This is a genomic window from Mastigocoleus sp. MO_188.B34, from assembly GCF_030065675.1.
In the GTDB taxonomy this organism is placed as follows: domain Bacteria; phylum Cyanobacteriota; class Cyanobacteriia; order Cyanobacteriales; family Nostocaceae; genus Mastigocoleus.
Genome location: NZ_JASJDK010000061.1, coordinates 1 through 23,190, shown reverse-complemented (window position 1 = coordinate 23,190; position 23,190 = coordinate 1). Strand labels below are relative to the sequence as shown.

General features: G+C 38.3%; 14 protein-coding genes. 8 read left to right on the top strand and 6 right to left on the bottom strand.

Annotated elements, in window-relative coordinates; translation table 11 throughout:
• Positions 1–981 precede the first annotated feature (981 nt).
• On the top strand, positions 982–1,350 hold the full coding sequence (locus QNJ50_RS15495) for a group 1 truncated hemoglobin (RefSeq protein WP_300636733.1): 369 nt from the start codon (positions 982–984) through the stop codon (positions 1,348–1,350).
• A 151-nt stretch (positions 1,351–1,501) separates the two neighbouring features.
• Here the strand turns inward: QNJ50_RS15495 and QNJ50_RS15490 are convergent, their stop codons facing one another.
• Both QNJ50_RS15490 and QNJ50_RS15485 read right to left on the bottom strand, forming a co-directional pair.
• Positions 1,502–1,666, bottom strand: coding sequence for a hypothetical protein (locus QNJ50_RS15490; RefSeq protein WP_300636731.1), 165 nt, complete (start codon positions 1,664–1,666; stop codon positions 1,502–1,504).
• A 101-nt stretch (positions 1,667–1,767) separates the two neighbouring features.
• Complete coding sequence (locus QNJ50_RS15485) at positions 1,768–2,232, bottom strand: DUF4079 domain-containing protein (protein ID WP_300636729.1); 465 nt, start codon at positions 2,230–2,232, stop codon at positions 1,768–1,770.
• 405 nt (positions 2,233–2,637) lie between these two features.
• Between QNJ50_RS15485 and QNJ50_RS15480 the strand changes: the two genes are divergently transcribed.
• From QNJ50_RS15480 to QNJ50_RS15470, 3 genes are all read left to right on the top strand, one after another.
• Complete coding sequence (locus QNJ50_RS15480; RefSeq protein ID WP_300636727.1) at positions 2,638–3,918, top strand: ankyrin repeat domain-containing protein; 1,281 nt, start codon at positions 2,638–2,640, stop codon at positions 3,916–3,918.
• A 960-nt stretch (positions 3,919–4,878) separates the two neighbouring features.
• Positions 4,879–5,442, top strand: coding sequence for an adenylate kinase (locus QNJ50_RS15475; RefSeq protein WP_300636725.1), 564 nt, complete (start codon positions 4,879–4,881; stop codon positions 5,440–5,442).
• 218 nt (positions 5,443–5,660) lie between these two features.
• Complete coding sequence (locus QNJ50_RS15470) at positions 5,661–6,212, top strand: pentapeptide repeat-containing protein (protein ID WP_300636723.1); 552 nt, start codon at positions 5,661–5,663, stop codon at positions 6,210–6,212.
• A 343-nt stretch (positions 6,213–6,555) separates the two neighbouring features.
• Here QNJ50_RS15470 and QNJ50_RS15465 read toward each other — a convergent pair whose 3' ends face one another.
• The 4 genes from QNJ50_RS15465 to QNJ50_RS15450 all read right to left on the bottom strand — a co-directional run bounded on the left by QNJ50_RS15465 (position 6,556) and on the right by QNJ50_RS15450 (position 15,718).
• Positions 6,556–8,601 carry a ribonuclease R family protein gene (locus QNJ50_RS15465; protein ID WP_300636721.1) on the bottom strand — a complete coding sequence of 682 codons (2,046 nt, stop codon included), beginning with the start codon at positions 8,599–8,601 and terminating at the stop codon, positions 6,556–6,558.
• A 245-nt stretch (positions 8,602–8,846) separates the two neighbouring features.
• Positions 8,847–9,062 carry a 30S ribosomal protein S18 gene (gene rpsR / locus QNJ50_RS15460; RefSeq protein WP_058184284.1) on the bottom strand — a complete coding sequence of 72 codons (216 nt, stop codon included), beginning with the start codon at positions 9,060–9,062 and terminating at the stop codon, positions 8,847–8,849.
• 19 nt (positions 9,063–9,081) lie between these two features.
• The gene (gene rpmG, locus QNJ50_RS15455; protein ID WP_300636717.1) at positions 9,082–9,276 is read right to left on the bottom strand and encodes a 50S ribosomal protein L33; all 195 of its coding nucleotides are present in this window, start codon (positions 9,274–9,276) and stop codon (positions 9,082–9,084) included.
• A gap of 361 nt (positions 9,277–9,637) precedes the next feature.
• Positions 9,638–15,718, bottom strand: a complete 6,081-nt coding sequence (locus tag QNJ50_RS15450) for a translocation/assembly module TamB domain-containing protein (protein WP_300636715.1) — start codon at positions 15,716–15,718, stop codon at positions 9,638–9,640.
• 771 nt (positions 15,719–16,489) lie between these two features.
• Between QNJ50_RS15450 and QNJ50_RS15445 the strand changes: the two genes are divergently transcribed.
• The 4 genes from QNJ50_RS15445 to QNJ50_RS15430 form a co-directional block, all read left to right on the top strand.
• On the top strand, positions 16,490–17,428 hold the full coding sequence (locus QNJ50_RS15445; RefSeq protein WP_300636713.1) for a CHAT domain-containing protein: 939 nt from the start codon (positions 16,490–16,492) through the stop codon (positions 17,426–17,428).
• Positions 17,429–17,453: 25 nt separating this feature from the next.
• Positions 17,454–18,794 (top strand): hypothetical protein, encoded by a 1,341-nt coding sequence (locus QNJ50_RS15440; protein WP_300636711.1) that lies wholly within the window; start codon positions 17,454–17,456, stop codon positions 18,792–18,794.
• 14 nt (positions 18,795–18,808) lie between these two features.
• Positions 18,809–19,822: a MoxR family ATPase gene (locus tag QNJ50_RS15435; protein ID WP_300636709.1), complete on the top strand. Its 1,014-nt coding sequence runs from the start codon at positions 18,809–18,811 to the stop codon at positions 19,820–19,822.
• Positions 19,783–23,190 (top strand): WD40 repeat domain-containing protein (locus tag QNJ50_RS15430; protein ID WP_300636707.1); only part of this gene is annotated, 3,408 nt, incomplete at its 3' end. The genes QNJ50_RS15435 and QNJ50_RS15430, both read left to right, overlap by 40 nt.

Sequence of the window (23,190 nt, the reverse complement as noted above, 5' to 3'; positions counted from 1 at the left end):
CTGCGATAAAAATGAAATAATTGCTCAAACCTCCTCAATTTCTCCCCCAGCGATCTAAATACTTGTTGAATTCTATGTTTTCTCGGAAATAATATGACAGTAGCATTTAATTGATTTAGTAATTCTATTGCCATAAATATGAAATATTTCTAGTGAATAAGGATGAGTCACCTGTTTATCTTAGGGATTATTACTAATAATAGAATTTAAGATTTTACTAAAATTAAAAATCGATTTACCTGTGTATTTAAATACACTTAATCTTGTGTAATAAATGAAACTGTAACTGTTGGTGAGATAGGGATTATATCCTTTATACAAGTAGTTTAATTATTTGGGTATCGAGGCGATTAGAAGCCTCTTCCAGTTTCGTTTTATTCCGTTGAAACTGATATTTAAGATTGTTTATGTAGAAATTTATGAAGTTAAATATCAGTCTGAATCAGAAAATAATGATAAGTCTTCAAATCCTGATTTTAAATTTATAATGCCCTTCAATATTTCACAAAAAAATCACATAATACTGATAATTTTGCAGCATACATACAAAAAATTGTAATTTTTAGGAATTTATTTATTACTCTATCTAATAATGTTGTATTGTATTCCTCATATCGAGAAAACTTCTGCTGAATGATGTAACTGAGTTGAAATTTTTTAGCTCTTAATCAAGAATATTGCGAACCTGTTATTAAACGTATTTCTATTTACTCCAACTGTAATTTACAGGTGGGATATGATGACTTTTACCTACATTAATCAACTTTTCAGTGGATTTTTAACTATTTAATCTGTTTCAAGCAGATTTAACATAATATAGAAATCCAAGTTTGTAACTAGCAAGTTGTATTTTTGAGTTGGTTAAAGCTAAAAGAATTCAAATATTGTTCCTAAGGGAGATAAAGCTTGACGAAGTTTATCGATCGCAAAAAGCAAAAATAATACTTATTTAGTCCTGACTAAAGGTGAATCATTTAACTAATGAGTACATTGTTTGAACGGATTGGTGGCAAGCCTGCTGTAGAAGCTGCAGTAGATAAACTATATTTGCGACTCATGACAAACGAAAAAGTAAGCCATTTCTTTGCTGGTATAGACATGAACAAGCAGAGAGAACATTTAGCATCTTTTTTGACCTATGCTTTCGGTGGTAAGACTGGCTATGATGGGCGTTCAATGCGACAAGCCCACCAGAGATTAGTAGAACATCTTGGGCTTACAGATACCCACTTCGATGCATTAATAGAAAATATAGTCGCGACTCTCCGAGAGTTGAACGTACCTGAAGATTTAATTATAGAAGTGGCACAAATTACAGAATCTGTTCGAGGTGAAGTTCTTAACCACTGAGAATTATCTGTGTCCCCGATGGCGCTTTAGCATATCAAAGGAAAAATAAGAAAGGTGTAGCGATGTAATGTCTCTGCGTTAAAACTTTACAGGAACTTTAGAAGAATTAAACACTCAGTTAGTTTCATATATATAGATTGCTTGAGGAAAATTAAGGATTATCAGCATACCAAAGGCTGGCATAAATGATTACGGGGTCTCTCCAAGAGTATTCCATGCCCATTGCTTTTAGTTGATTGTTTTTTCTCTTGAGAATCTGTAGAGACGTGGGAGCAAAATATTCCTGGAGGAAGATATGTCGCGTCTCTACAATCATTCCCGTGGCTGAAATTATCCAATACCTACGGTAGGAAGTTCTGTAAAAAACTACTGGATATTCTTTTTGTTCCTCATTGATTATTATCTAAACTAAGTTTATTAGCTGAGGATTTTTTGAACTATTTGGACTCCAGTGATCGCTTGCCAAGTAAATAAACCCAGTAAGGTAAAATTTAAAATGATGTGGGTAACTCGCGCCCAGTTTGCACCTTTTTGCATAAATGGAGACAAGGATGCAGAAAAGGCAATAATTCCTGTCATACCCAAACCCACAAGTAAGTGGGGACCAAAAAATAACTTACCATTATTTATATAGGTAACAGCCATACCGCCAATTGAACCAGCTACCATAACTGCCAAAAGCAGGGAACCAATTTGATGGTGCTTGATATTGAACTTTCCTTTTATCAGTTCTTTTTTCTCTTCTCCCTGAGCATTTCTTACCCTCTGTACTTGCAGACCTAAGTAAGCTGCATATAAGGTAATTGCAAACAGTACCCACATTAGTGCTGGATGAAAAAATTGCATCCCATATTTGACTGATTCTGGAATTGCTGAGATCATTGTGTTCTCCCCCGACTATTAAATCTTCTTCATAAAAATTAGCATAACCTTATTTTTGCTCGCTAAAGTAATCAAAATTCTTCCTGCAATAGCTTCAAACATGCCAAAGAAAGCTGTATGATTCTAAGCTGCGGGGTTTATGACTTGTAGCTGGAAATTAGCTACATCATCTATGGATGGCTATCAGATCAAAATTTACGCTCTGTTGAAAGGCAAGATCGAGGTTTGTGGTGTATGACTTTGTCATATCAACACGAACTAATAACAGCTACTAACTGCTAGGTGCTAAAGTATTTTTGCTTATTCCAAAATTTTTTGGGAAATAGAAATTGCGTAAATATTGGAAATATTGCCAACTATTTTGCCATTAAAGAAAAATCTGATTTAAGCTATGGGTAAGTAATTATGACCGCAAGTAATGATGTTCTGCTGTTATCAGCGGTAAAACAAGGTGAAGTAAATAAAATTCCAGCGCTGTTAGCAACCGGTACTTCACCAGATGCGAAAGATGGTGATGGTACAACAGCGTTAATGTTTGCTGCTAACTTTGGTTATGCAGAAATTGCTAAGACACTCATCCATGCTGGTGCTGATATTAATGCATCAAGAGAAGTCTATGGTTTGACAGCTTTAATGTTGGCATCCAACGCAAAACAAATTGATGTTATGCGTCTGTTGATCGACAAAGGTGTTGATGTAAATAGCACTAACGAAGATGGTAGTACGGCTTTAATGGCAGCAGTCTTTAAAGGTTACCTGGAAGTAGTAGAAGTTTTGTTGGCCGCTGGCGCTGATGTTAACATCAAAGATAATGATGATGATACAGCTCTAAAGTTAGCCGTACGAACATGTAACAAACTCATAACGCAAAAGTTGTTACAAGCAGGTGCAAATGTCAACGAAACAGACACTGAAGGTGAGACTGTATTAATGTTGGCAGCTGACTTGGGTAATGTAGAAATTGTCCAAATATTATTGGCTGCAGGGGCTGATATTAATCAAAAAGATATTAGTGGTGGAACAGCACTTTTAGCAGCAGCAGCAGCCGGTCACAATGAGGTTGTTAAGGCGTTACTGGATAAAGATGCTGATATTAATGAGAAAGATTTAGAAGGCGAAACAGCACTTCATCTTGCTGTGGTTGAATGTCATACAGATGTGGTGGAAAATTTATTGAGTCGCGGTGCTAATCCAGAATTCAAAAATAACATTGGCGATACACCTTTACTAGTTGCAGCTTTACAGGGATACAGCCAAATTGTCAAATTATTACTTGAAGGTGGTGCAAATCCTAATATTAATAATTTAGGAGAGTCCCCACTGACCTTGGCATCTGCTCGGGGAAATATTGAAGTAGTCAAGACTTTATTAGATTGGGAAGCAGACGTAAATATTAAAGGGAAAGATGGTAAAACAGCCTTAATTTACGCTAGCGAACGCAACCATGTCGAAGTAATAAAGCTGCTTATCGTCAAAGGCGCAGATGCAAATATCAAGGATTCAGCTGATGCAACGGCTTTAATGTGGGCTGCATCAAGGGGTTACCTTGAAGCAGTAGAGCTATTATTACAAACTAATGCTGATGTGAATTTGAAAAATCAAGGTGGTTATACCGCATTAGCGATCGCTCAATTTAATAAATATGATGACGTGGTGGAAATTTTACAGGCTTTGGGAGCAGCATAAAATCACCAGTATAGTTATAGTTTTAAGCTCCTAGTGTGGTGGAAGATAATTCTGTAATCCTTCCTGACCTCCCTCAGGGGAGGAAAATACCATATTAAATTTATTTACCTACAAGTGCGTGAATTCTTGGCAGGTAAATTCAAGGCTTGACTATTCGCGACAACATAAAAATTAATTTGATTGTTGTAGGACTTACGCAAAGTTAACGTAATAACCTCATTACGCTACCGCTAGGCGCTAACATTACTCATTACTTATTACTGTGCGCAATACTTACAGTACGCTTACGCTAGGTCGCGCCCCACAATACCTAGAGGCTTCGCCGATGCCGCAGGCTCTAGCTATAGCTGCGCTAGCTATAGCTGCGCTACCTACGGATCCGGTACGCTAATGCTAGGCACTAACATTACTCATTACTTATTACCCGCTTGTTTGTATTTATTAGTTCGATCAATAGTAATTTAAAACAAGTATTTACTCTGAGTTTTTTTGCAATTGCTAAATTTATATCACAAAATATTAACAATATTTTCTTCAAATCAAGTACCAAAGGTAATATAAATTTCAGATCTTAAATACGGTAGTTCTTATTGCAACTCATAAGTACATCTTGCAAATTACATCTCTTTGGTAAGATGCTACATAAAAATACATATAAATAAAGAATAATAAACACTTTAATTCCATTAAGGTGTATGATAAGTTTCAGAAGTTTTTCTTATACTTTTTGCAAAAACCTGTTAAATTCAATCTCTTAATTACGCTTTTTAGTCTTGTTGTGAATCCAGTCATAATCATGACAAGAGTGCTTGTTGCGAAATACAGCATGCATGTAGTTAGCTAATTGATAGATTTTTTACAGGTACTGTGTCTGTGTGAGTTAGATGACAAAATAAACACATTGCCTATGAATCATAACCAATTTCACAAGTTAATAATTTTTCATACATACTCACTCAAATGCTGCGATTAATTTTTCTCGGACCACCTGGAGCGGGGAAAGGGACTCAGGCTGCGGCTTTAGCAGAATCCTGGGAAATACCCCATATTTCAACTGGTGACCTGCTGCGTCAAGCGGTAGCAGAGCAAAATGTTTTAGGGAAACAAGCTTCGTCATTTATGGACAAAGGAGAATTGGTTCCTGACTCTCTGGTTATTGAATTGATTAGAGAACGTCTGAATCAGTTAGACTGTCAACAGGGATGGATTTTGGATGGATTTCCTCGAAGTATTTCCCAAGCTCAAACCTTGGAAGAGTTACTACAGAGCATTCAAAAGACCTATGATTTCGTAATCTATTTCCAAGTAGAGACCGAAGCTTTAGTTCAAAGGATGTTAGGACGAGGTCGTCAAGATGACAACGAAGTAACAATTCGCCGTCGTTTTGAGGTGTATCAAGAACAAACTTTTCCTTTAATTGACTTTTATCGTCAGCAAGGTTGTCTAAAAATAGTTGATGGGAATGCGCCTGTTGCTGATGTAACGAAGACTTTGTTGGAATTGATTGCATTACCAAAAAGTTAGACCCGTTAGAGCATTCAAAAGCAATAGTCAGTAGACAAAACAAACCGCTTCTGCGGCGTTCAGAAGTCAGAAGTGATAAGTAAGGGTTAAGAAGTAAGGGTTAAGAAGTAAGAATTCAAGGGTAATTACAAATTACGTTTGTCCTTCAGGACGCGTCTCATTACTAACTAATAACTACCAATTAACAATTACCAATTACTAATTGACCTGTGAAAATTATGTTTCTCAGTGAGGATACTAAAATGATTGGTGCAGCAGAAATATTACAAAGTTATGCAGCAGGGAAAAGAAATTTCAGACGCGTAAATTTGAGTGGAGTAGCTTTGGGTTCAGCCAAACTTCGGGATACAGATTTTTCGCTAGCTATTATGACTGGAATAGACTTGAATCATGCAGATCTTTCCCAAGCTATTCTTACGGAAGTAGATCTAACAGCAGCTAATTTGAGTAAAGCCTGTTTGTATCGTACAAATTTACAAAAAGCTAAACTTCAAGGGTCTGTACTCTCTGAAGTCGTTCTCCGTAGAGCGTATCTTCAAGGAGCAATTCTCTCCCGTGCAATTTTACAGGGAGGAAATTTACAACAAGCAAATTTAATGCAGGTTGATTTAAGCGGAGCAGACCTCAGCGGAGCAGATCTAACCGCAGCATTTTTAGTGAATGCAAATCTGCGAGGAGCAAATTTAACTGGGGCGAAATTATCACGTGCGATTACAACTGGAGCAATTATGCCTGATGGTCGTGTCAGCGAACCCCTAGTAAGAACTTGAAAGGCTTCTAAAATTACGGATATGAGATTATTGGGGGTTCCTTCAATTCTTCAGAGTTTGAGTATTTGAAATTTGAGTATTTGGATATTTAGGTTTTGGATACTTAGGTTTTGGATACTTAGGTTTTGGATACTTAGTTAGGTTTTGAATTTGGAAGACTTGCTTGAATTTAGAAGGTTAGAATATGCGAGGAGTGGAAATTATCTAAATGGTTACTGCTACGAATAAGTAGAGACGTTCCATGGAACGTCTCTAATTGATTTATATATCTGTACACAGCAGAAAATATTTACGTAAATATATTTAGAACTGAATTTCGCGTACCGATAAAGCTTGTTGATGATTAAGCTTGTTGATAAATAATCTCTTCAAACTGGATTATATCTTTTTGTGGATCGGCTAAGATAACTTTAACCGATACTTGTTCCCCAAGCTTGACAATACGCTTGAAGAACATTGGTAACTGCAAACCTAATTCTTCAATTAAAATTAATGCCAAGTTACTGTCTTCTCTAAGCCACATTAACACCGTTACTTGCCAAATATTACCAACATGGCGGCGCAGATACTCTAAAGCCCAATATCTATTGGTTTGGCGTTCCACCATTGTTACTTCTTGTGTGGTGCTAATTACACTCATCATTACTTCTCTGAGTTGGTCGGCTGAAAAAGGTGGAGAATCTCCTCTCAAGTGAGCTTTAATTTGAAAGTGAGTTAGCAAGTCACTGTAACGGCGGATTGGAGAGGTCGCCTGAGTATAAGTATCTAAACCTAAACCAGCATGACGTAACGGAGTAATGCTCATTTCACTTTTAGGCATACAACGACGCATCGCGCAAGCACGAACAAATCCTGCTGGCAACAATAATAACTCTTCTTCCGGAGGTAATTCCGGTTGTGGTTGACCGCGAAATGGTAAGGGAAGATTGTTTTCTTTCCCATAACGAGCAGCTACTTCGCCAGCAAGAATCATCATTTCTGCTACTAACTGCCGGGACATAGAATCGTCTAATACATCAATATTGATTTCATCTTCTCTGACTTTAATCATTGCCTCAGGCATACTGATACTGACGGCTCCCTGCTCGTAGCGCCAAGTCTTACGCTGACGTGCCCATTTGGCGATCGCTTCAATTTCTGGTTCTGCAGTTACGCCTAACTCTAACATCTCATCCACGTCTTCGTAGGTTAGGCGGTATGTTGGCTTAATTAGACTGGCATGAATACTGTATTCTTCAACACCGCCATTTTCATTTAAAACAACTCCAAAACTTAGGGCACAGCAAACTTCTCCCTGAACTAAGCTCATGGGCCCAGTCGCCAATAGTTCTGGGAACATGGGAACCATACCCGTGGGCAAATAGACTGTACTGCCACGTTTTCGAGCATCTAAATCTAATTCATCTTCTGGCAATACCCAGCGCGAGGGGTCGGCAATATGTACCCACAATCGCTCTCTACCATCTGCAAGTTTATCCCAACTCAAACCATCATCTATTTCAGTGGTTGTCTCGTCATCGATGGTATAAACTTTTAAATTTGTCAGATCCAGTCGATTAGCATCTAGATCTGGTGGATGTGCTTGCAGTCGCTGTTGCGCCACTTCTATTACCTTTGTTGGGAATTGAACCGGAATCGATGAACGGCGCAGGAATAAATTCTCATGGGGACTCCACCAACACAAGTCTACTAATAGCTGAAAAGCTCCTTGGGGTGTAGCCTGACGTCCCAACATGCCCATCGTTTCCAAAACTGGTGCGGGAGGGGGGAAGGCACGAGCTAATGATTCATAATTTACACCAGTACGGGGAATATCAGCCAGCAATGCTGCATACTTTTCTAAGGCTTCTAAGCGGTGGCGATCGTGACGCTGCCACTCTACTTTCTCACCTTTAAGCGCTTGGGAAACTCGCTCCAAAAATTCCTTTTGTCCTTTAGCTTTGAGCGCTTCTACTTCCAATTGGTGTTTGCGCTCTGCGACTTGGTTCGCACTTCGGGGCTCATAATTATCTCCTTTTTGCTTGAAATAGACTTTGTCATCTGACAACAAGCAATAGGCTGCATAACTATGAGGGGCTTCAGACTCAGAAAATAGTAAATTCGCCATACCTTGGGGGTTAACGGACTCACCATCTTCCACCAGTAATTCCCAAGCCACTTCCAAGCTAGATGGATCCAAATAAGGTTTGACTTGTTCTAAAAAACTGTCTATCTGCGAAGGCTTGTAGTCGCCGCCATCGACTTTGTAGGTAACTTGTCGAGGCGCTAGGCTGTGGGATTGACCTCCCTTATCTATCACAAACCAACGGGATTTTCCGTCTGGACGATCTACAACTCCCAGACGGCGATCGCCCCCTACTCTAAATTCAACTAATGTGCCCTTCTCCACAAGCCTCGCAGTGAATCAGTTTTCTATTTTGGACTTTAATAACTGGCATTATTTTAGACTGATATCTAGTTAATAACTGCCAATACTTAGATATTAGGAGCTTGATTTGAACTCCTGAATTAATTTTAGATTTTGAAGTTCAAAATACCAAGTTTAACGTATAAAACATCTAACTCAATGGGATGATTTTACTATCCCTGGTATTCTGACACTCAATCAATTAGGAGTTAGTCCTTCAGCAAAGTTTATCCTTCAGCGTTGATAAATGGCAACAAAGCTAAAACTCGAGCGCGTTTAATTGCGGTGGTTAAAGCCCGTTGTTGCTGAGATGTCAATCCAGTTATCCGACGCGGTAATATTTTACCCCGTTCGGTGATAAATTTCCGCAGCAAATCCACATCTTTGTAATCGATTGGGTCTCCTGGCTTAATTGGTGACAGACGACGACGATAATAACTCATTTTTGCTCAGTTTCCTTTTTTACTTGATTTCCTTGTGGACGGTGTGACGATTGCAATGGGTGCAGAACTTTTTTAGCTCTAGACGGTTGGTGGTGTTACGACGATTTTTGGTGCTCGTGTAACGGGAAACGCCAGGAGAGCGTTTGTTTGAGTTACTGCGGCATTCAGTGCATTCGAGTGTCACTATAATCCGGACACCTTTATTCTTAGCCATAATTTTAGATAGACAGCCAGGAGAGAATAAATACGATCAAATATTTTCCCACATGACGCCACAATATTTCAACTAAAATGTTGACTTTAATGTCGATTTAGTGCCCACATTGCGACGAAGTTGAGATAGTCCTAACATTACCTCAAGTTAAAGCTTTATCTAACACCCAGATAAAGCTATTTTGCAGAGGAATCCTAGGGGAATGCTTAGTACTATAGCAGTAGAATTCCTAATTCTATTGCTAAAAGTAGCAGAAAATATTTGGGTTGGGGATTGATTGGGGATTGGGGATTGGGAATTGGGGATTGGGAATTGGCGACTGGGGATTAGGGATTAGGGATTGGGGATAATCCCCAACCCCCTAAAATCTCCTCTGATACTCGACCCGAAATTCCCCAAAATCATAGTTATAAATAAATCTGACAGAAGAATTCTCGTTTATATCTTTTAGACCTGTGACTGAAGGAAAAACTTGTAAGCGTGTGAGACCAATTTTCTTACCTACAGAATTCACTGGTCTTTGAACATTCCATAGGAATTCTTGGTAATAGTCATCGGCAATGGGGAGTACAACATAGTCAACAAAAGCCGATCTAATTAGTTCTTCTTCTTGACCTTCAGCAAGTTTTTGTTCAACTTCTTTAACAATTGCTACAGTACGGTTGCCAAGTAGAGATAATATTTCTGTTTGGTTCCTGTTTGGGGTACTCGTTAGTTCCACAATTGGATTATTAAGTAGGTCTTGGTTCTGGATTGCAACTCTAGAGTCTTTATTTATACAGTCTTCAATTTGTTTCAGTCTTTCAGGTGAATACAGCACAGAACTACTGGGACTTACTGGGGGAGAATTTATTTGACAGCTTGAATTGTCAAGGGAACCAATTAATTGACTGGCTTCTCCTTCAATACCGATCCTGACATCAATTTGATCTGAGTTGGTAGGCGCGATCGCATCGTCACGAATTTCGGAATCAACGGGTTGGGGACGATCAAAAGTGGGAGCGTCAACAACTATTGTTTGTAATTCCATGTCGAGGTATGGATTGAATAAGCCTTGGTCTGAGGAAAATACAATGAAGTGTTCGCGATCGCGTGAAAGGAAGAAGGAGTTATCAAGAAAATAAATACTTCCTCGACGCAAGTTTATAACTCCTTGAGGCTGTAGGTTATTCAAGGGACCATTTAAGGTTAAGTTACCCGCAATTAAAAAGTTTGTTCGGGGTACGGATCGTTTAAATTTAAATCCTTCGCCAATAGTTATTTCTAAGTCCTTGAAGATAGGTTCAAAGGAATAATTATCTTTAGCCCGTTTTTTTCTTCTTTTAGCTGATTTTTGTTGCTTGTTTGGTTCTTTCTGATTTTCTTCAACGTCATTATTCAGTTTTGGGACAATAACTCTTCCTTGACTGAGAAGGATATTTCCGCCAATTATGGGACGCGTAACTGTTTGGGATACTTCAAGGTTGGCGTTAACATTTCCTTTGTAAAGTCCTTCAAGATTGAGTTTTCCCGGACCTAGGGCTAATATCAGCGAGTTGGGACTATCGGGGTTGGTAATTCCAGCACGAACTAAAGGTAAACTACCTGTAAGGGAAAATGGACTTCCGGCAAAGTTTCCTTCTAACTGGTTTACTTGAATGTTTTGATTTTGCAGAGCTATATCACCAGCAACATTCAGATTGATTTCTTCACCTAGTTGCTTGGTTTTGACGGTGGCGTTTTCAATTTGAATTCTGGAAGTACCTGCTAAATCTTTTATTAGTTGAGGAGGAGTTTGGGCAGACCAATTTAAAGGTCCTTCAACGTTAAGTGCAATTTCTCCATTTCCTTTGACCCATTCTAATTGGCCTTGAGTGAAAGTACTTAAGAAGGCTAATCCTTGAGTTCCAATTTTAGCATCTAAATTTATAGAGTTATCTGTATTAGGTTGAGGTGGATAGGGTATTTTGGCGTTAATTTGGGTAAAGGAATCGGGCGTAGTATTAAATTTAGCGACTGAATCTACGTAACTGAACGTGCCAGCAAATGTTCCCAATGGGTCTTGGTTGAAGCTACCGTCGATTAAGGAGATTTTTCCTTCTTGAATTTGGGGCTGAGCGATCGTACCATCCAGTTTGGCTTGAAGATTTACTTTTCCACCAATGTCAACGGGAACATCAATAAAGGCAAATTTTTTGAGATTATCTAAGGAAAAGTTTTGTACTTGGATAAATCCTGATGTTTTTTCTCCTGTTAGTTCTCCCTTAAAAGCAATTGTGCCTTCTTCTAAGGCTACACGTAATGGGTCTACTTTAATACTTCCATCTTTATAATTTCCCCGCGCTGTTACCTGGTTAATATTTAATGGCTTTCCTTCCCGAACAACTGGACCTTTACGAGGGTTGACAGTAACAACTTTGGGTTGGGGACGCCATTCCCAGTTGTTACCATCTAGCTGAAAGTCTACTTGGGGATTATAAAATTTGCCTGCTATGTCGATCTGGGCGTCATATTCTCCCCTCAAGTCTAACCGAATTGCTGACTCTTCTTCTCGCTTGCGGGCTGCATATTCTCTAATCCGTTGATCTACTTTCCTAAGTAAGCGGAACTGTCGGGCTAAGGGTGCGTTGGGTTTTCCTACTGGATCTGTTTCAATGGCTGCAGCTTTAGTAAAGTTAGAGGAGCCAAAGAAAATGCTTTGCAGGTCTTCTAATCTGTATGCGTTGATGGTCGCAAAGATATCTTCTAACTTGGCTGATTTTGTAAATATCTTGGCGTTGACATCACCCGAGTTCAGATTTAGTTCACCTTGAAGATTATATCGGCTTTGGCCTAATTCCAGGTAAGCTGATGGGACATTTGCGATTCCAGCATTGTAAGAAAAGTTTGCTGCAACTTCTTTTGCTTTAATATATCCAATACTTGGTTTGTTAACTTGTAAATTCCCAGCTATGTTTGTAAAGTCAAACAGGTTCAAGTCAAGTTTTCCGGTGACTATTCCCCCAACTCGTGCAGGGAGATTTTCTTGGACTGCTGGTAATACATTTAACAAAGCCAGGGAAAAGTTTTTCAGATCGATATTGAAGCGATCGTCATTACGCTGACCACTTACCAAAATAGGGTTGTTGGAATTTTCTCCTTGTTGCAGGTTAAAAGAAACTGGAAGATAAGGTAGGATACATTCTTTCCGAACGCAAGGTTCTAGCTGGGCTGAGATTTGGTCTTTTTGACCCTGTAAATTAATTGCTAAAGTCTTACCCGGTTGTAAATTTACTGAACCTTTTAGTAATGGTTCAAAGGCGATTTTATCGACTGCAAAATCCCTGAGTTGTAAGTTACCAGTTAATTGTAAATTTCCTGCTGCTAGGGGATCTCCAAGTAAGTTATCGCTTTGGAAGCGACCTTGAAAAGCAGCATTTCCAGCGATGGGAATATTGGTTTGTTCGGAAAATCGGGCGATTAAGGTGGAGGGAAGTTTGTTTAAGTTGGAACGGGCATTAACATTTAAATTAGTACCTATTCCCCAAGTTACATTTTTGCTTGTCGTTAGATTTGGATTTAAAGATATTTGACCGTCAGCAGTAAGTGATTGTTCTCCTGCTTGCAAAGATATGGTTTTAGCTTGGATTGTAGCTGGCGAATTACCTTTTATGAAGGGATTGATATTTCCTGCCAGATTAAATTTACCAGATAATTTTCCGACTTCGGGACAGGAGAGATCAAAGTTTTGACAAATAGCTGGAGTGTTAATATTTGTTGCAGTTGTATTGCTGGAAAAAATACCGTTATTTAACTTGGTGACGGTATTAACTGTACCCCCTTGGACGCCCAGTCTGGCGATCGCATTAGCTCGAATGTTATCAACACCTTGGGATAGTAATCGATTTACAGAACCGGAAAAATTGACTTGACTATCTGCGATGGTGACGGGTACGGGTAGATCGGGTAAAAATGGGGAAACTGAAATTCCTTTAGCTGTGGCGATCGCTTCTACAAGACCTCGTTCTAGTTTGCTATCAATGGCGACTTTACCATTATTGACATCTAAATCTAGGTTAGCAATAGCTTGAACTTTTGCTAAATCAATATTTTCTGGATTGAGATTATCTAAAATATCTAAATTTCCAGCTAGTTTAACTTTACCCTGTCGCAAATTAATTGGTCGATTAAGATTTAATTGAGGTGATTGAAATCCGGAGAGAAAAGGATTTAACGTGACAGAATTCGCATTAATAGATGCTTCCCAAGTTTCTGATCCTAAATCGCCTCTACCATTAAAGTTAATTGTGCCCCTTCCTCGTTTTTCAGAAACAATTAATTTACCGGAAGTTACAGCACGAAAACTATTTAATTTATTATTTAGTCGATCGCTTAATTTATTACTTGATTGATTTTTTTGATTGTTATTAGTAGCGAATGATAATAATTGTTGTAAGGAACCAGAAGCATTAGCTCGAATGTCTGCTAAAGTCACAGACGTTCCTAACTGGGGTAAAAATTTATTTAGAGAAACTCTGTTTGTACTTGCATTAGCTAAGATTATACCCCGATTTAATACTCCATCTACTGCAACTTTACCGCCATTAACATTTAGATCTAATTTTGCATTCGCGTCAATACTAGCTGGTTGGAAGTTATCCAATTTACCTGCTAAGTTAATATTGCCCCGCTCTAAAAATAATGGCACATCAACTGATGTTTGACTTTGTTGCAATTTAGACAACAATGGTGTCAAGGATAAAGCATTAGCATTAACAGAACCTTGCCAAATGTTATTTGCCAGATTTGCTTCACCATCAACATTAACTTTACCGTCTTCTGTTTCCAAAGTCGTGTTGCGCAGACTGACCTTGTTTGCTGCGTACAAGATATCCCCAGCACCAGAAACTTTACCAACAACTGCGGTATCTGCATTAGGTAACTTCCAAGATAGAACTGCTTGGGGATTTTGCAGAGTACCCCGAGCCGAACCAACTGCGGTAATTTCACTTAACTTTACTAAATCATTTGTTACTCCATAGGGAGCGATGGTAGCTCCTGGGTTGGATAAGTTCGCATTGACATTAAATGCTAACTGGGACTGAGCCAAATTTTTGACTTCCAAATGTTTGACTTCTGTCAGACGTTGGGGAAATTTAACATTACCTTTGGCGACTACTTCACCACCACTTATCGGAGTAGCTCGAAATTCTTTAAGTAAAAATTGGGATAGGTCGCCAACAAAACTGGCATTTATTTTACTAAACTTCGCTTTGTCAACAATAATTGTATCAGTTGCAGATTTAGAATCTTCTGATGTGCCGCGAACATTTTCCCCACTAAAAATATTACCTGTTAAAATTGGGTTATCAAATTTTCCCTTCAGAGCCATATTCGCTCTTAACTTTCCATCAATCCCAACAGGTAACTTTACTGGTACTGTTTTTAAAACATTTCGGACACCGAAAGGATTGACATCAACCTTGAGATTGAATCCTTTATTTAGATCCATATCGCCAGATAGTAAGGCTGTTAGACTACCATAACTACCCTTAGCTTTCTCAAAACTTACCTTTTGTCCAGCAAATCGCAACACAGCATCAGCATTGATTGAAACTGGTAACTGCTTGCTTTTAACTTTTAATTTTTGCAAATTTGCCGTACCTACTACCAAAGGTAAATCAGAAAAAGTAGGAAGTTCAATCTTCAGATCGGCATAAAACTCACCATTAGAAATATTAAGTGGTACTTGGGGGAGGAAAGGATTAAGTTTAGCGAGGGTTAATTTTTCAATTTTGGCATTTGCTAAAGTTTCACCATTTTCTAACTGGGTTTTCCCCTTAACTTTCACTTTACCCTGAAATACTTCTGCATCAAGGTCGTATAGTAGATGTTTAGAATCTACCTCACTATAGTTGACAGAACCATTTAATTTACTTTCCAATGGAGTTTTATAACCGCGAGGAAGTAAAGAAACCTTAGCATCTCGTACCCGCAAAGTTGTATCTAACTTGACAGGAAGTTCTCCCTCATCCTCCAAAGCTAGATCGAACCTAGACCATTCTCCTTGATTTCCTTGCTGAAGATAGACTTTTGGTTTAATTAGCGTAATATCAACAGGTAAAGTTCGTGAAAATATTACCGGGATAGGATTAAAATTGACATCAACTGTTGTAATTGAAACCTGATTTGGATCTTCTGTAGTCGCAGGAAGGGAAGACGAACTAAACCTAATCCCAGTTAAACTCCAGTTTTGTACTTCCCCAATATCAACTTTACGATTGAGGAAATTACCAAGTTGAGTTTCAACCAAAGATGGTAATTCTCGACGAATCCAAAAATCTGTTACGAAATAGCCAACCGTACCCATTCCGACAAGAGCAATACCAGTTGCAAGCGCAATTTTACGAAACCAAGAACCTGTATCATTCTGGTTTTGAGGTTCTTGAAAGTCAGCTTCATCCGGACTATTTGGAGATGTCATAACTTTTTGGTTCTAGAGATTTTGTATTTTCCCCACAAAAATAAATTTTGAATCAATTTTAGGTTATTGAACCTTAAGTGATATAACTTTAAATTAGTTTACGCTTAATATTACGCCTATTCAATTACTCAAAAGCTTATATACAAACCCTAATCCAGATTAACTATAGCGCTACGCGCAAATAAAAAGTAAAAAGTAAAAAGTAAAAAGCTTATACCAATTTCCTAAATTCAAGCTATAGATGGTATTCCAGGAATAAAATCATATCTTGTAATTGAGTTTCATCTTGGTAGCCCCACTAAATGAAATTGGTATTACAGTTCCTGTGGGAAAATACGTTGCGCCTCTGTCAGGGTTTGGGTTTTGTTATTAAATGTTTTCATACTCACATTTTACAGGAAAATATTAAGGTAAAAATTGCTATATATTGAGCAATTCAACGGAAATGATAGGTAACTGTTTACAGTTGAATTAACGGTTTTAAAATTACCCTATTTTGCAACGATTTCCTAGAGTATCTTATACTTTCTAATTTCCTACGAAAATTCAAGAATTTCCATATATGTGAGATTGTGTCATTTTATTTACTTGCTCACATATTCTTCACATTTTAAGGGTAAATTAAAAATTACAGAATTATTTACGTATGTAAGTCTTAATACTGGTAAATGATAGCTGCATTTTAGTCTCTAACATCATCTATAAAAATATCTTTCATTCTCAAGTCCTATAGACTCCCAATTTCCAAGCTAGGTAACCTTGTTTTCGACGATGCTTAAGAAAATCCTGGTTTTGTCAGCAAATCCCCAAGGAGATTTAAAAATATCACAAGAAATACGTGATATTCGGGAAGGACTAATGCGTTCAGCCAACCGAGAACAATTTACGCTCGAAATAAGGGAAGCTGTACGTATTGAAGACCTAACAATTGCTCTATTGGAGCTTAAACCCTGGATTGTTCACTTTTGTGGACATGGTAGGGGGAGCGAAGGACTGGTTTTGGAGAACAATGCTGGACAGCAAGATTTCGCGAGTACGGAAGCTCTCGCCAATTTATTTCGGCATTTTACCGATAAAGTAGAATGTGTTCTACTCAATGCCTGCTATTCCCAAGTTCAAGCACAAGAAATTGTCAAGCATATCAATTATGTTATTGGTATGCAGCAAGATATTTTAGATGATGCAGCTAGGGCTTTTACACGCGGCTTTTATCAAGCACTGGGTAATGGAGAATCGATCAATTTTGCTTTCGAGTGGGGTTGCGATCGCATTCAATTAGAAATTAACCGTTCAACAGCAATTCGTCAAGGAAAAGTAGTAGGTGTAACTGAAACACTTAAGGTTCCCGAACACTTCATTCCCATACTGTTGAAAAAACCAAATCCAGTTACAATATCTAGTTCTGAGCCCGTTGAGGAACTAAACAACTCCGATCTAGAGAAAATTGTGGATCTTTTGATACGTAGTGGACGTGCCGAATATTCGGCACGAAAAGCTCTGTGTATAAAAATTGGAATTGAACCACATCAACTTGGATTTTTAAGGCAATCAACTGATGCTGACTTTGCTTTAGAGTTAATTAACTATTTGCATACTATAGATAATCAACAAGCTCTTTGTAAACTCTGTAATCAACTTGAAACGGTGTTTAAAACAGGGAGATATGCTTCTGATTTGAACAATATTAAATCAAAACTCAATTTTAAGTAGTCTGAGAAGTCGGATTTTAATATTTATGTCTCTAGATTATTGTAATGAAGGCGATGTCAAACAATTATCTAATTCTGATATAGAAAAATTTGCCGATCTTTTGACACGTAGTGGACGCGCAGAATATTCGGCAAGAAAAGCCCTATGTATAAAAATTGGAATTGAACCACATCAACTTGGATTTTTAAGAGAACTAGCTGATGCTGACTTTGCTTTAGAATTAATTAACTATTTGCATACTATAGATAATCAACAAGCTCTTTGTAAACTATGCAATCTACTTGAAACTGTGTTTCAAACAGGGAATTATGCTGCCGATTTGAAAAATATTAAATCAAAATTTGATTTTCTAACGGATAATTTTCCAAGGCACATTTCGTTTAGCAATTATACACAAACAATACGGTATCAGGGGAAAGGTAAACCACTCACACTTCGGTATCAGGGGAAAAGCAAACCACTCAAACTTTTACCTTATCTAGCAAATCGTAAAGAACAGAAAGCTGAACTAGATACAGCAGTTCAAAGGTGGTTAAATCAAGTTCCATCTTATCCTCTGGTTTGCATCATTCATGGCGACGAATACCAAAGTCATGATATGTTTTTAAAATGTTTGAAAAAGTATTTTCTACCGGATTCTTTAAACTTAGACCCAAAACAGACAGTAATTGAAAAGTTTCTAGGTTGGCCTGCGGGGTTAAAAAATCTAGATTCACTAAAGGATAGGTTATGCATAAATCTAGCAAATAGTGTTTTAAACTGTAGTTTTGCGACTTTAGAAGAAATTAATACAACCTTCTGCAAATACATAGATCCAGTTATTATTCATACTAATTTACTTACTGAGGACTGGCAGCAGCAAGGATTTGAAATTTTAAATAAGTATCTGGAATTTTGGCAGAATTGGCCTGATTTTATTCCAGGACAAAAGCTAATCGTCTGTGTGTTTATCAAATACCAAATTAAGCGACAAAAACAGAGTGAAATATTTTGGTATAGATCCTGGTTCAGTTATTGTAGAAACTTATACAATCGTCATTGCTATCAAGATATAAATCACAAAATTTACAAACAGCTAGAAGCACTTACTGCATCAAACTTTAAGCAATTTAATCGTTTGTCTGGTATTGTCTTGCCAGAACTCACAAGTGTTAGAAGAAGCCAGGTTGAGAACTGGGCACACAGTGACGCAATACAGAAGCTTGTCGATGAAGTAATGACTGAAAGCTTGATTGATGAAATTAGGGATATGTTTGACCTTTGGGAAGAAACACACTCCTCCAATACTATTCCTATGGATGATTTAGCCGAAAACTTAAATAAACTTCTGACATCCATAGCAGTTAATGAGTACAACTTTTCATAAATCGGGGAATTGAGATGAAGTTTCCATTTTACATCGGTGATGGAACTCGATATAGGAGTGAATCACCAGCAAAATTGCCTGTCTCTCCCCGTTCTCAACTGCTCAAGCCAGAATGTTACATTGCCGATCCAGGACTTAAAGATGCTTGTAATGTAGCCCTGCTATTGGGACAGCCCCTACTCCTTACAGGAGAGCCGGGAACTGGAAAGACTCAATTTGCTTACAGTCTTGCTTGGGAACTTGGTTTTGAGCCACCGTTGAAGTTTGAAACCAAGTCTACTAGTACCGCTCGGGATCTCTTCTATACCTATGATGCTTTGAAGCGTTTCCAAGATGCCCAAAGTGGTGTAGTTTCCAGCAGTCCCTTAGATTACATCACCTACCAGGCTTTAGGGCTGGCAATTTTACAAACCCGAAATCTGACTGAAGTTGAGGAACTTCTTCCATCAAATTTCCACCATCCCGGCAAAACACGTTCTGTTATTTTAATTGATGAAATTGATAAGGCTCCCCGTGACTTTCCAAACGATCTGCTCAACGAAGTAGAACATATGTATTTTTGTATTCCAGAGTTTGGAAATAAAAGAATTGAGGCAGATCCAGCACTGCAACCGATTTTAATTATTACTAGTAATTCTGAAAAAGATTTGCCAGATGCCTTTCTACGACGTTGCATTTATTACAATATCCCCTTTCCAGAACAGGAGTGTCTTGCAGAAATAATTACCAACCGGTTAGGGATTTATACTTCTAATAGCAATAAATTTTTACAAGATGCCCTTAACTTATTTTATAGATTACGGGCTCCTCAAAGTGGTTTAAGGAAAAAACCTGCAACCGCTGAATTGTTGAGTTGGCTGTTGACAATCAAAACCCTTTCTAGTGATTTAGACGATCCCTTAGCTGAATTAGATGTGCTTCTCCCTACCCTCAGTAGCTTAGTCAAAACTGCTGAAGATCAAGAAAAAGCTAAAAAACTTGTAGAGCGATGGATGCAAGAACAGAAAAAAATAACCCAGGCTGGTTGAATCCCAATCTTCTAAGTGATTTAATTGATGATTTGAGAGATGCAGGGTATAGAATTGGTGTTGATCAGTACATTGCTGCTCAGGATCTGGTCTTAGCACTAACTACTCAGAGTGAAAGATTGAATGAGCCAGAGCGTCTCAAAACTCTGCTGGGACCAATATTTTGTAGTTCGCCTGCTGAGCAGGAAGATTTTCAGCGACGCTTTGACAAATGGTCTGAAATCGTCAGTCATGCTAGTCACACCCCAGCAACAGTAGATGTAAAAGACCAAACACTGTCAGAAGAATTGGGAAAAATACAGAGGGGTTCCCGACTATTAAAAAAAATTCTACTAATAATTATTATCCTTGCTCTACCGGGGATTTTGCGGTCTTCAGTTCACCCACAGAAAAATACACGATCCACACCAATACTTACTCTCACGCCAACAGCTACTGACACACCAATACCTACTCCCACCCCAACAGCTACTCCCACGCCAATACCTACTCCCACCCCAACAGCTACTGATACACCAATACCTACTCCCACCCCAACAGCTACTGATACACCAACAACTACTGATACACCAACAACTACTGATACACCAACAGCTTGGCAAACACAATTTTACCTTTTGTTGCTCGCCCCCTTTCTCGCTTTTCTAGTCTGGCGGTTATGGTGGTTGTGGCGTGCTCACCTGTTCCTGCAACGTCATGGGACTATGGAACAGCCTGAGTTACATCAAATTTCCATTCCTGACTTTGAGCAAAACTTATTTCCTACAACTCTGTTTATACGTACTGCTCAAGGTTTAAGGCATAGAATCCGTATCCCATCTCATAAACTTGATATTGATAAAACCATTGACGCAACTCTTCACCAAGGTGTATGGCTGACACCAGTATATAGTACTCGCCAAATTCTCCCAGAATATCTCTTTCTGATTAATCGTACCAGCTATCGCGATCATCAGGCTAAATTTATAGAAGAGATGCTCGATCACCTCAGACATAATGGAGTTTTTATCACAAGTTATTTCTTTGATGACGATCCGCGAATTTGCTTCCCAAGTTATGCTACAAGCTCTCCACAAAAACTCCAGCAACTAGCAGCAAAATATCCTCAACATTACCTTGTTGTTGTCTCAGATACAGAGAAGTTATTTAGTGCTCAAACTGGTGAAATAGAATCTTGGGTAAACCAAATGATCGCCTGGGGTAATCGGGCTATTCTCACCCCAAAACCTGTGGAAAATTGGGGTTATCAGGAATTAGAACTTGTACAGAAGTTTATTGTTTTACCCGCAACACCTAAAGGGATGGAAGTGCTTAGTCAAATTATACACCAGGTATACGCAACCTATGTTCTCTCTGAACAAGCCCAAATTCCTCTACCAGAAGCGTTGCGTCTTCGACCAGATTACTGGATTGAGCGCAATTCACCCAAACCTGAGCAGATAAATGCAATGTTAAACTCATTGCAAGAATATCTCGGCAAAGATTGTTTTTACTGGCTTAGTGCTTGTGCTGTTTTTCCAGAGTTACATTGGAACATTACAATTTATCTGGGTAATGTTCTCAAAACTAGTAGGGGACATTCTCTTATTGAGGTGTGTTCGCTGACGAATTTGGCTCGCTTACCTTGGTTTCGCTATGGTTATATGCCAGATTGGTTGCGTTCTATTCTGATTAAAAACCTTACAAACGAGCAGAACCATACAATCCGCACTGTATTCCAAAATTTATTGGTCGCTGCTGTTCAGGGATATGTAGGTAGACTGCAATTAGAAATCGCAAACAAGCATCATAATTTTCTGCCTAAACTTGCTAAGTCGATACTCCATATCTTATCTAGAAGAGCGCCAGAAGATAGTCCATTGCGGGACTATTTGTTTTTAAGCTTTATGACAGGGAAACCTAAACTCGCTATTGAGATCCCAGATGCTTTCAGTCGTCTAATACAAAAACAAAAAAGATTTAACTGGTTACTTGAAATAGTAATTATTATTACTAAGACTTTGTCCTTTGGAACCTACTATCTAGTATCACAGATATTCAAAATCGGACAAAATGGATCGTCAACTTCTAAGCAAGATTTTATTAAAGTTAGCGATCGCGAACAAAAAGCAAAACTGAGGCGAGAACGCAGTATCTGGCTGCTGCTAACAGGGCTATTCGCTGCTATTGCTGCAGGAGGATTAATTGCAGGAGGAATTGCCCAGAAAGGACACTTAGAAATATTAACAATATTAGCTGAAACGCATCTTAATAATCATCAGCAACTTGAGGCACTACAATTCAGTGTGAAAGTTCTCGATACACTGAGAAAAACGCCGATTAATCCAATGATTAATCGAAATTTTTATCTTCGACGACTTCAATCAGTTATATACAGCGTTAGGGAACGCAATCGACTACAAGGGAATAATCCAATGTTTTTTAGCGTCACCATTAGCCCTGACTCTAAAATGATAGCCTCCTCTGGCTCAGATGGAATAATTAATCTTTGGACTATAGAAGGTGGGCTTCTAGCACGATTTAAGGGACATAACAGTAAATTGATTTGGAGTGTTAGGTTTAGCCACAATGGTAAATTGATCGCTTCAGCAGGATTTGATGGGACAGTTAATGTTTGGGATGTAGAAGAAATTAAGCAGGGAGAAAAAGAACCTAAGTATACCTTTACAGCTCATAAAGAGGCTTATGATATTAGCTTTAGTAAAGATAATCAATTGCTAGTGTCTTCTGGTAATGACGGAATAAGTTTATGGATAATAGATGGAGAAAATGCAGGGAAAAATAAAGGGAAAATTGATGCAAAAAAGCAAAATGAGTCTATATACAGTGTCGATTTCCAGCCCAATAATACCTTAGTAGCCTATGGAAGACATGACGGTAGCATAGGTATTTGGGATTGGCAGCAGAATCAAAATAAACTCAGCCCTATTGGTAACATTAGGAAAAGTGAAGATAGTAGAGAGTCAGTTACTCTTGTACGATTTAGTCCTGATGGCACAAGATTTGCATCTGTCGGGGATTATGGCACTATAAAAATTTGGGATTTTGAAGATTCTGAAAAACCTCAGTTATTAGCAGAAATTATTAAAGGGCATGATGATATTCGGAGTGTCTGGTTGAGTTCCGACAACAAGATTCTTGCTTCCAGTAGTAGCGATAACAGCATAAAAATTTGGAAGTTAGAGGAAGTATTCAAGCAATATCAAAATAATCAAACAATCAAACAAGATGATAAAACTGTAACAGTTTTAAAAGGGCATACAGACTCCGTTAATCGAGTAGAGATTAGCAATGATAACAAGTTTATTGTTTCTGCCAGTGAAGATGGAACAGTGAGAGTATGGGACTACAATCCTAGTAAAATCGTC

Bases quoted from the DNA above. Each gene is read 5' to 3' on its own strand.
- QNJ50_RS15470 (WP_300636723.1), top strand. From the start codon at position 5,661: ATGTTTCTCAGTGAGGATACTAAAATGATTGGTGCAGCAGAAATATTA.
- QNJ50_RS15435 (WP_300636709.1), top strand. From the start codon at position 18,809: ATGAAGTTTCCATTTTACATCGGTGATGGAACTCGATATAGGAGTGAA.
- QNJ50_RS15480 (WP_300636727.1), top strand. From the start codon at position 2,638: ATGACCGCAAGTAATGATGTTCTGCTGTTATCAGCGGTAAAACAAGGT.
- rpmG (WP_300636717.1), bottom strand. From the start codon at position 9,276: ATGGCTAAGAATAAAGGTGTCCGGATTATAGTGACACTCGAATGCACT.
- QNJ50_RS15485 (WP_300636729.1), bottom strand. From the start codon at position 2,232: ATGATCTCAGCAATTCCAGAATCAGTCAAATATGGGATGCAATTTTTT.
- QNJ50_RS15445 (WP_300636713.1), top strand. From the start codon at position 16,490: ATGCTTAAGAAAATCCTGGTTTTGTCAGCAAATCCCCAAGGAGATTTA.
- QNJ50_RS15490 (WP_300636731.1), bottom strand. From the start codon at position 1,666: ATGATTGTAGAGACGCGACATATCTTCCTCCAGGAATATTTTGCTCCC.
- QNJ50_RS15440 (WP_300636711.1), top strand. From the start codon at position 17,454: ATGTCTCTAGATTATTGTAATGAAGGCGATGTCAAACAATTATCTAAT.
- QNJ50_RS15495 (WP_300636733.1), top strand. From the start codon at position 982: ATGAGTACATTGTTTGAACGGATTGGTGGCAAGCCTGCTGTAGAAGCT.
- QNJ50_RS15450 (WP_300636715.1), bottom strand. From the start codon at position 15,718: ATGACATCTCCAAATAGTCCGGATGAAGCTGACTTTCAAGAACCTCAA.
- QNJ50_RS15475 (WP_300636725.1), top strand. From the start codon at position 4,879: ATGCTGCGATTAATTTTTCTCGGACCACCTGGAGCGGGGAAAGGGACT.
- rpsR (WP_058184284.1), bottom strand. From the start codon at position 9,062: ATGAGTTATTATCGTCGTCGTCTGTCACCAATTAAGCCAGGAGACCCA.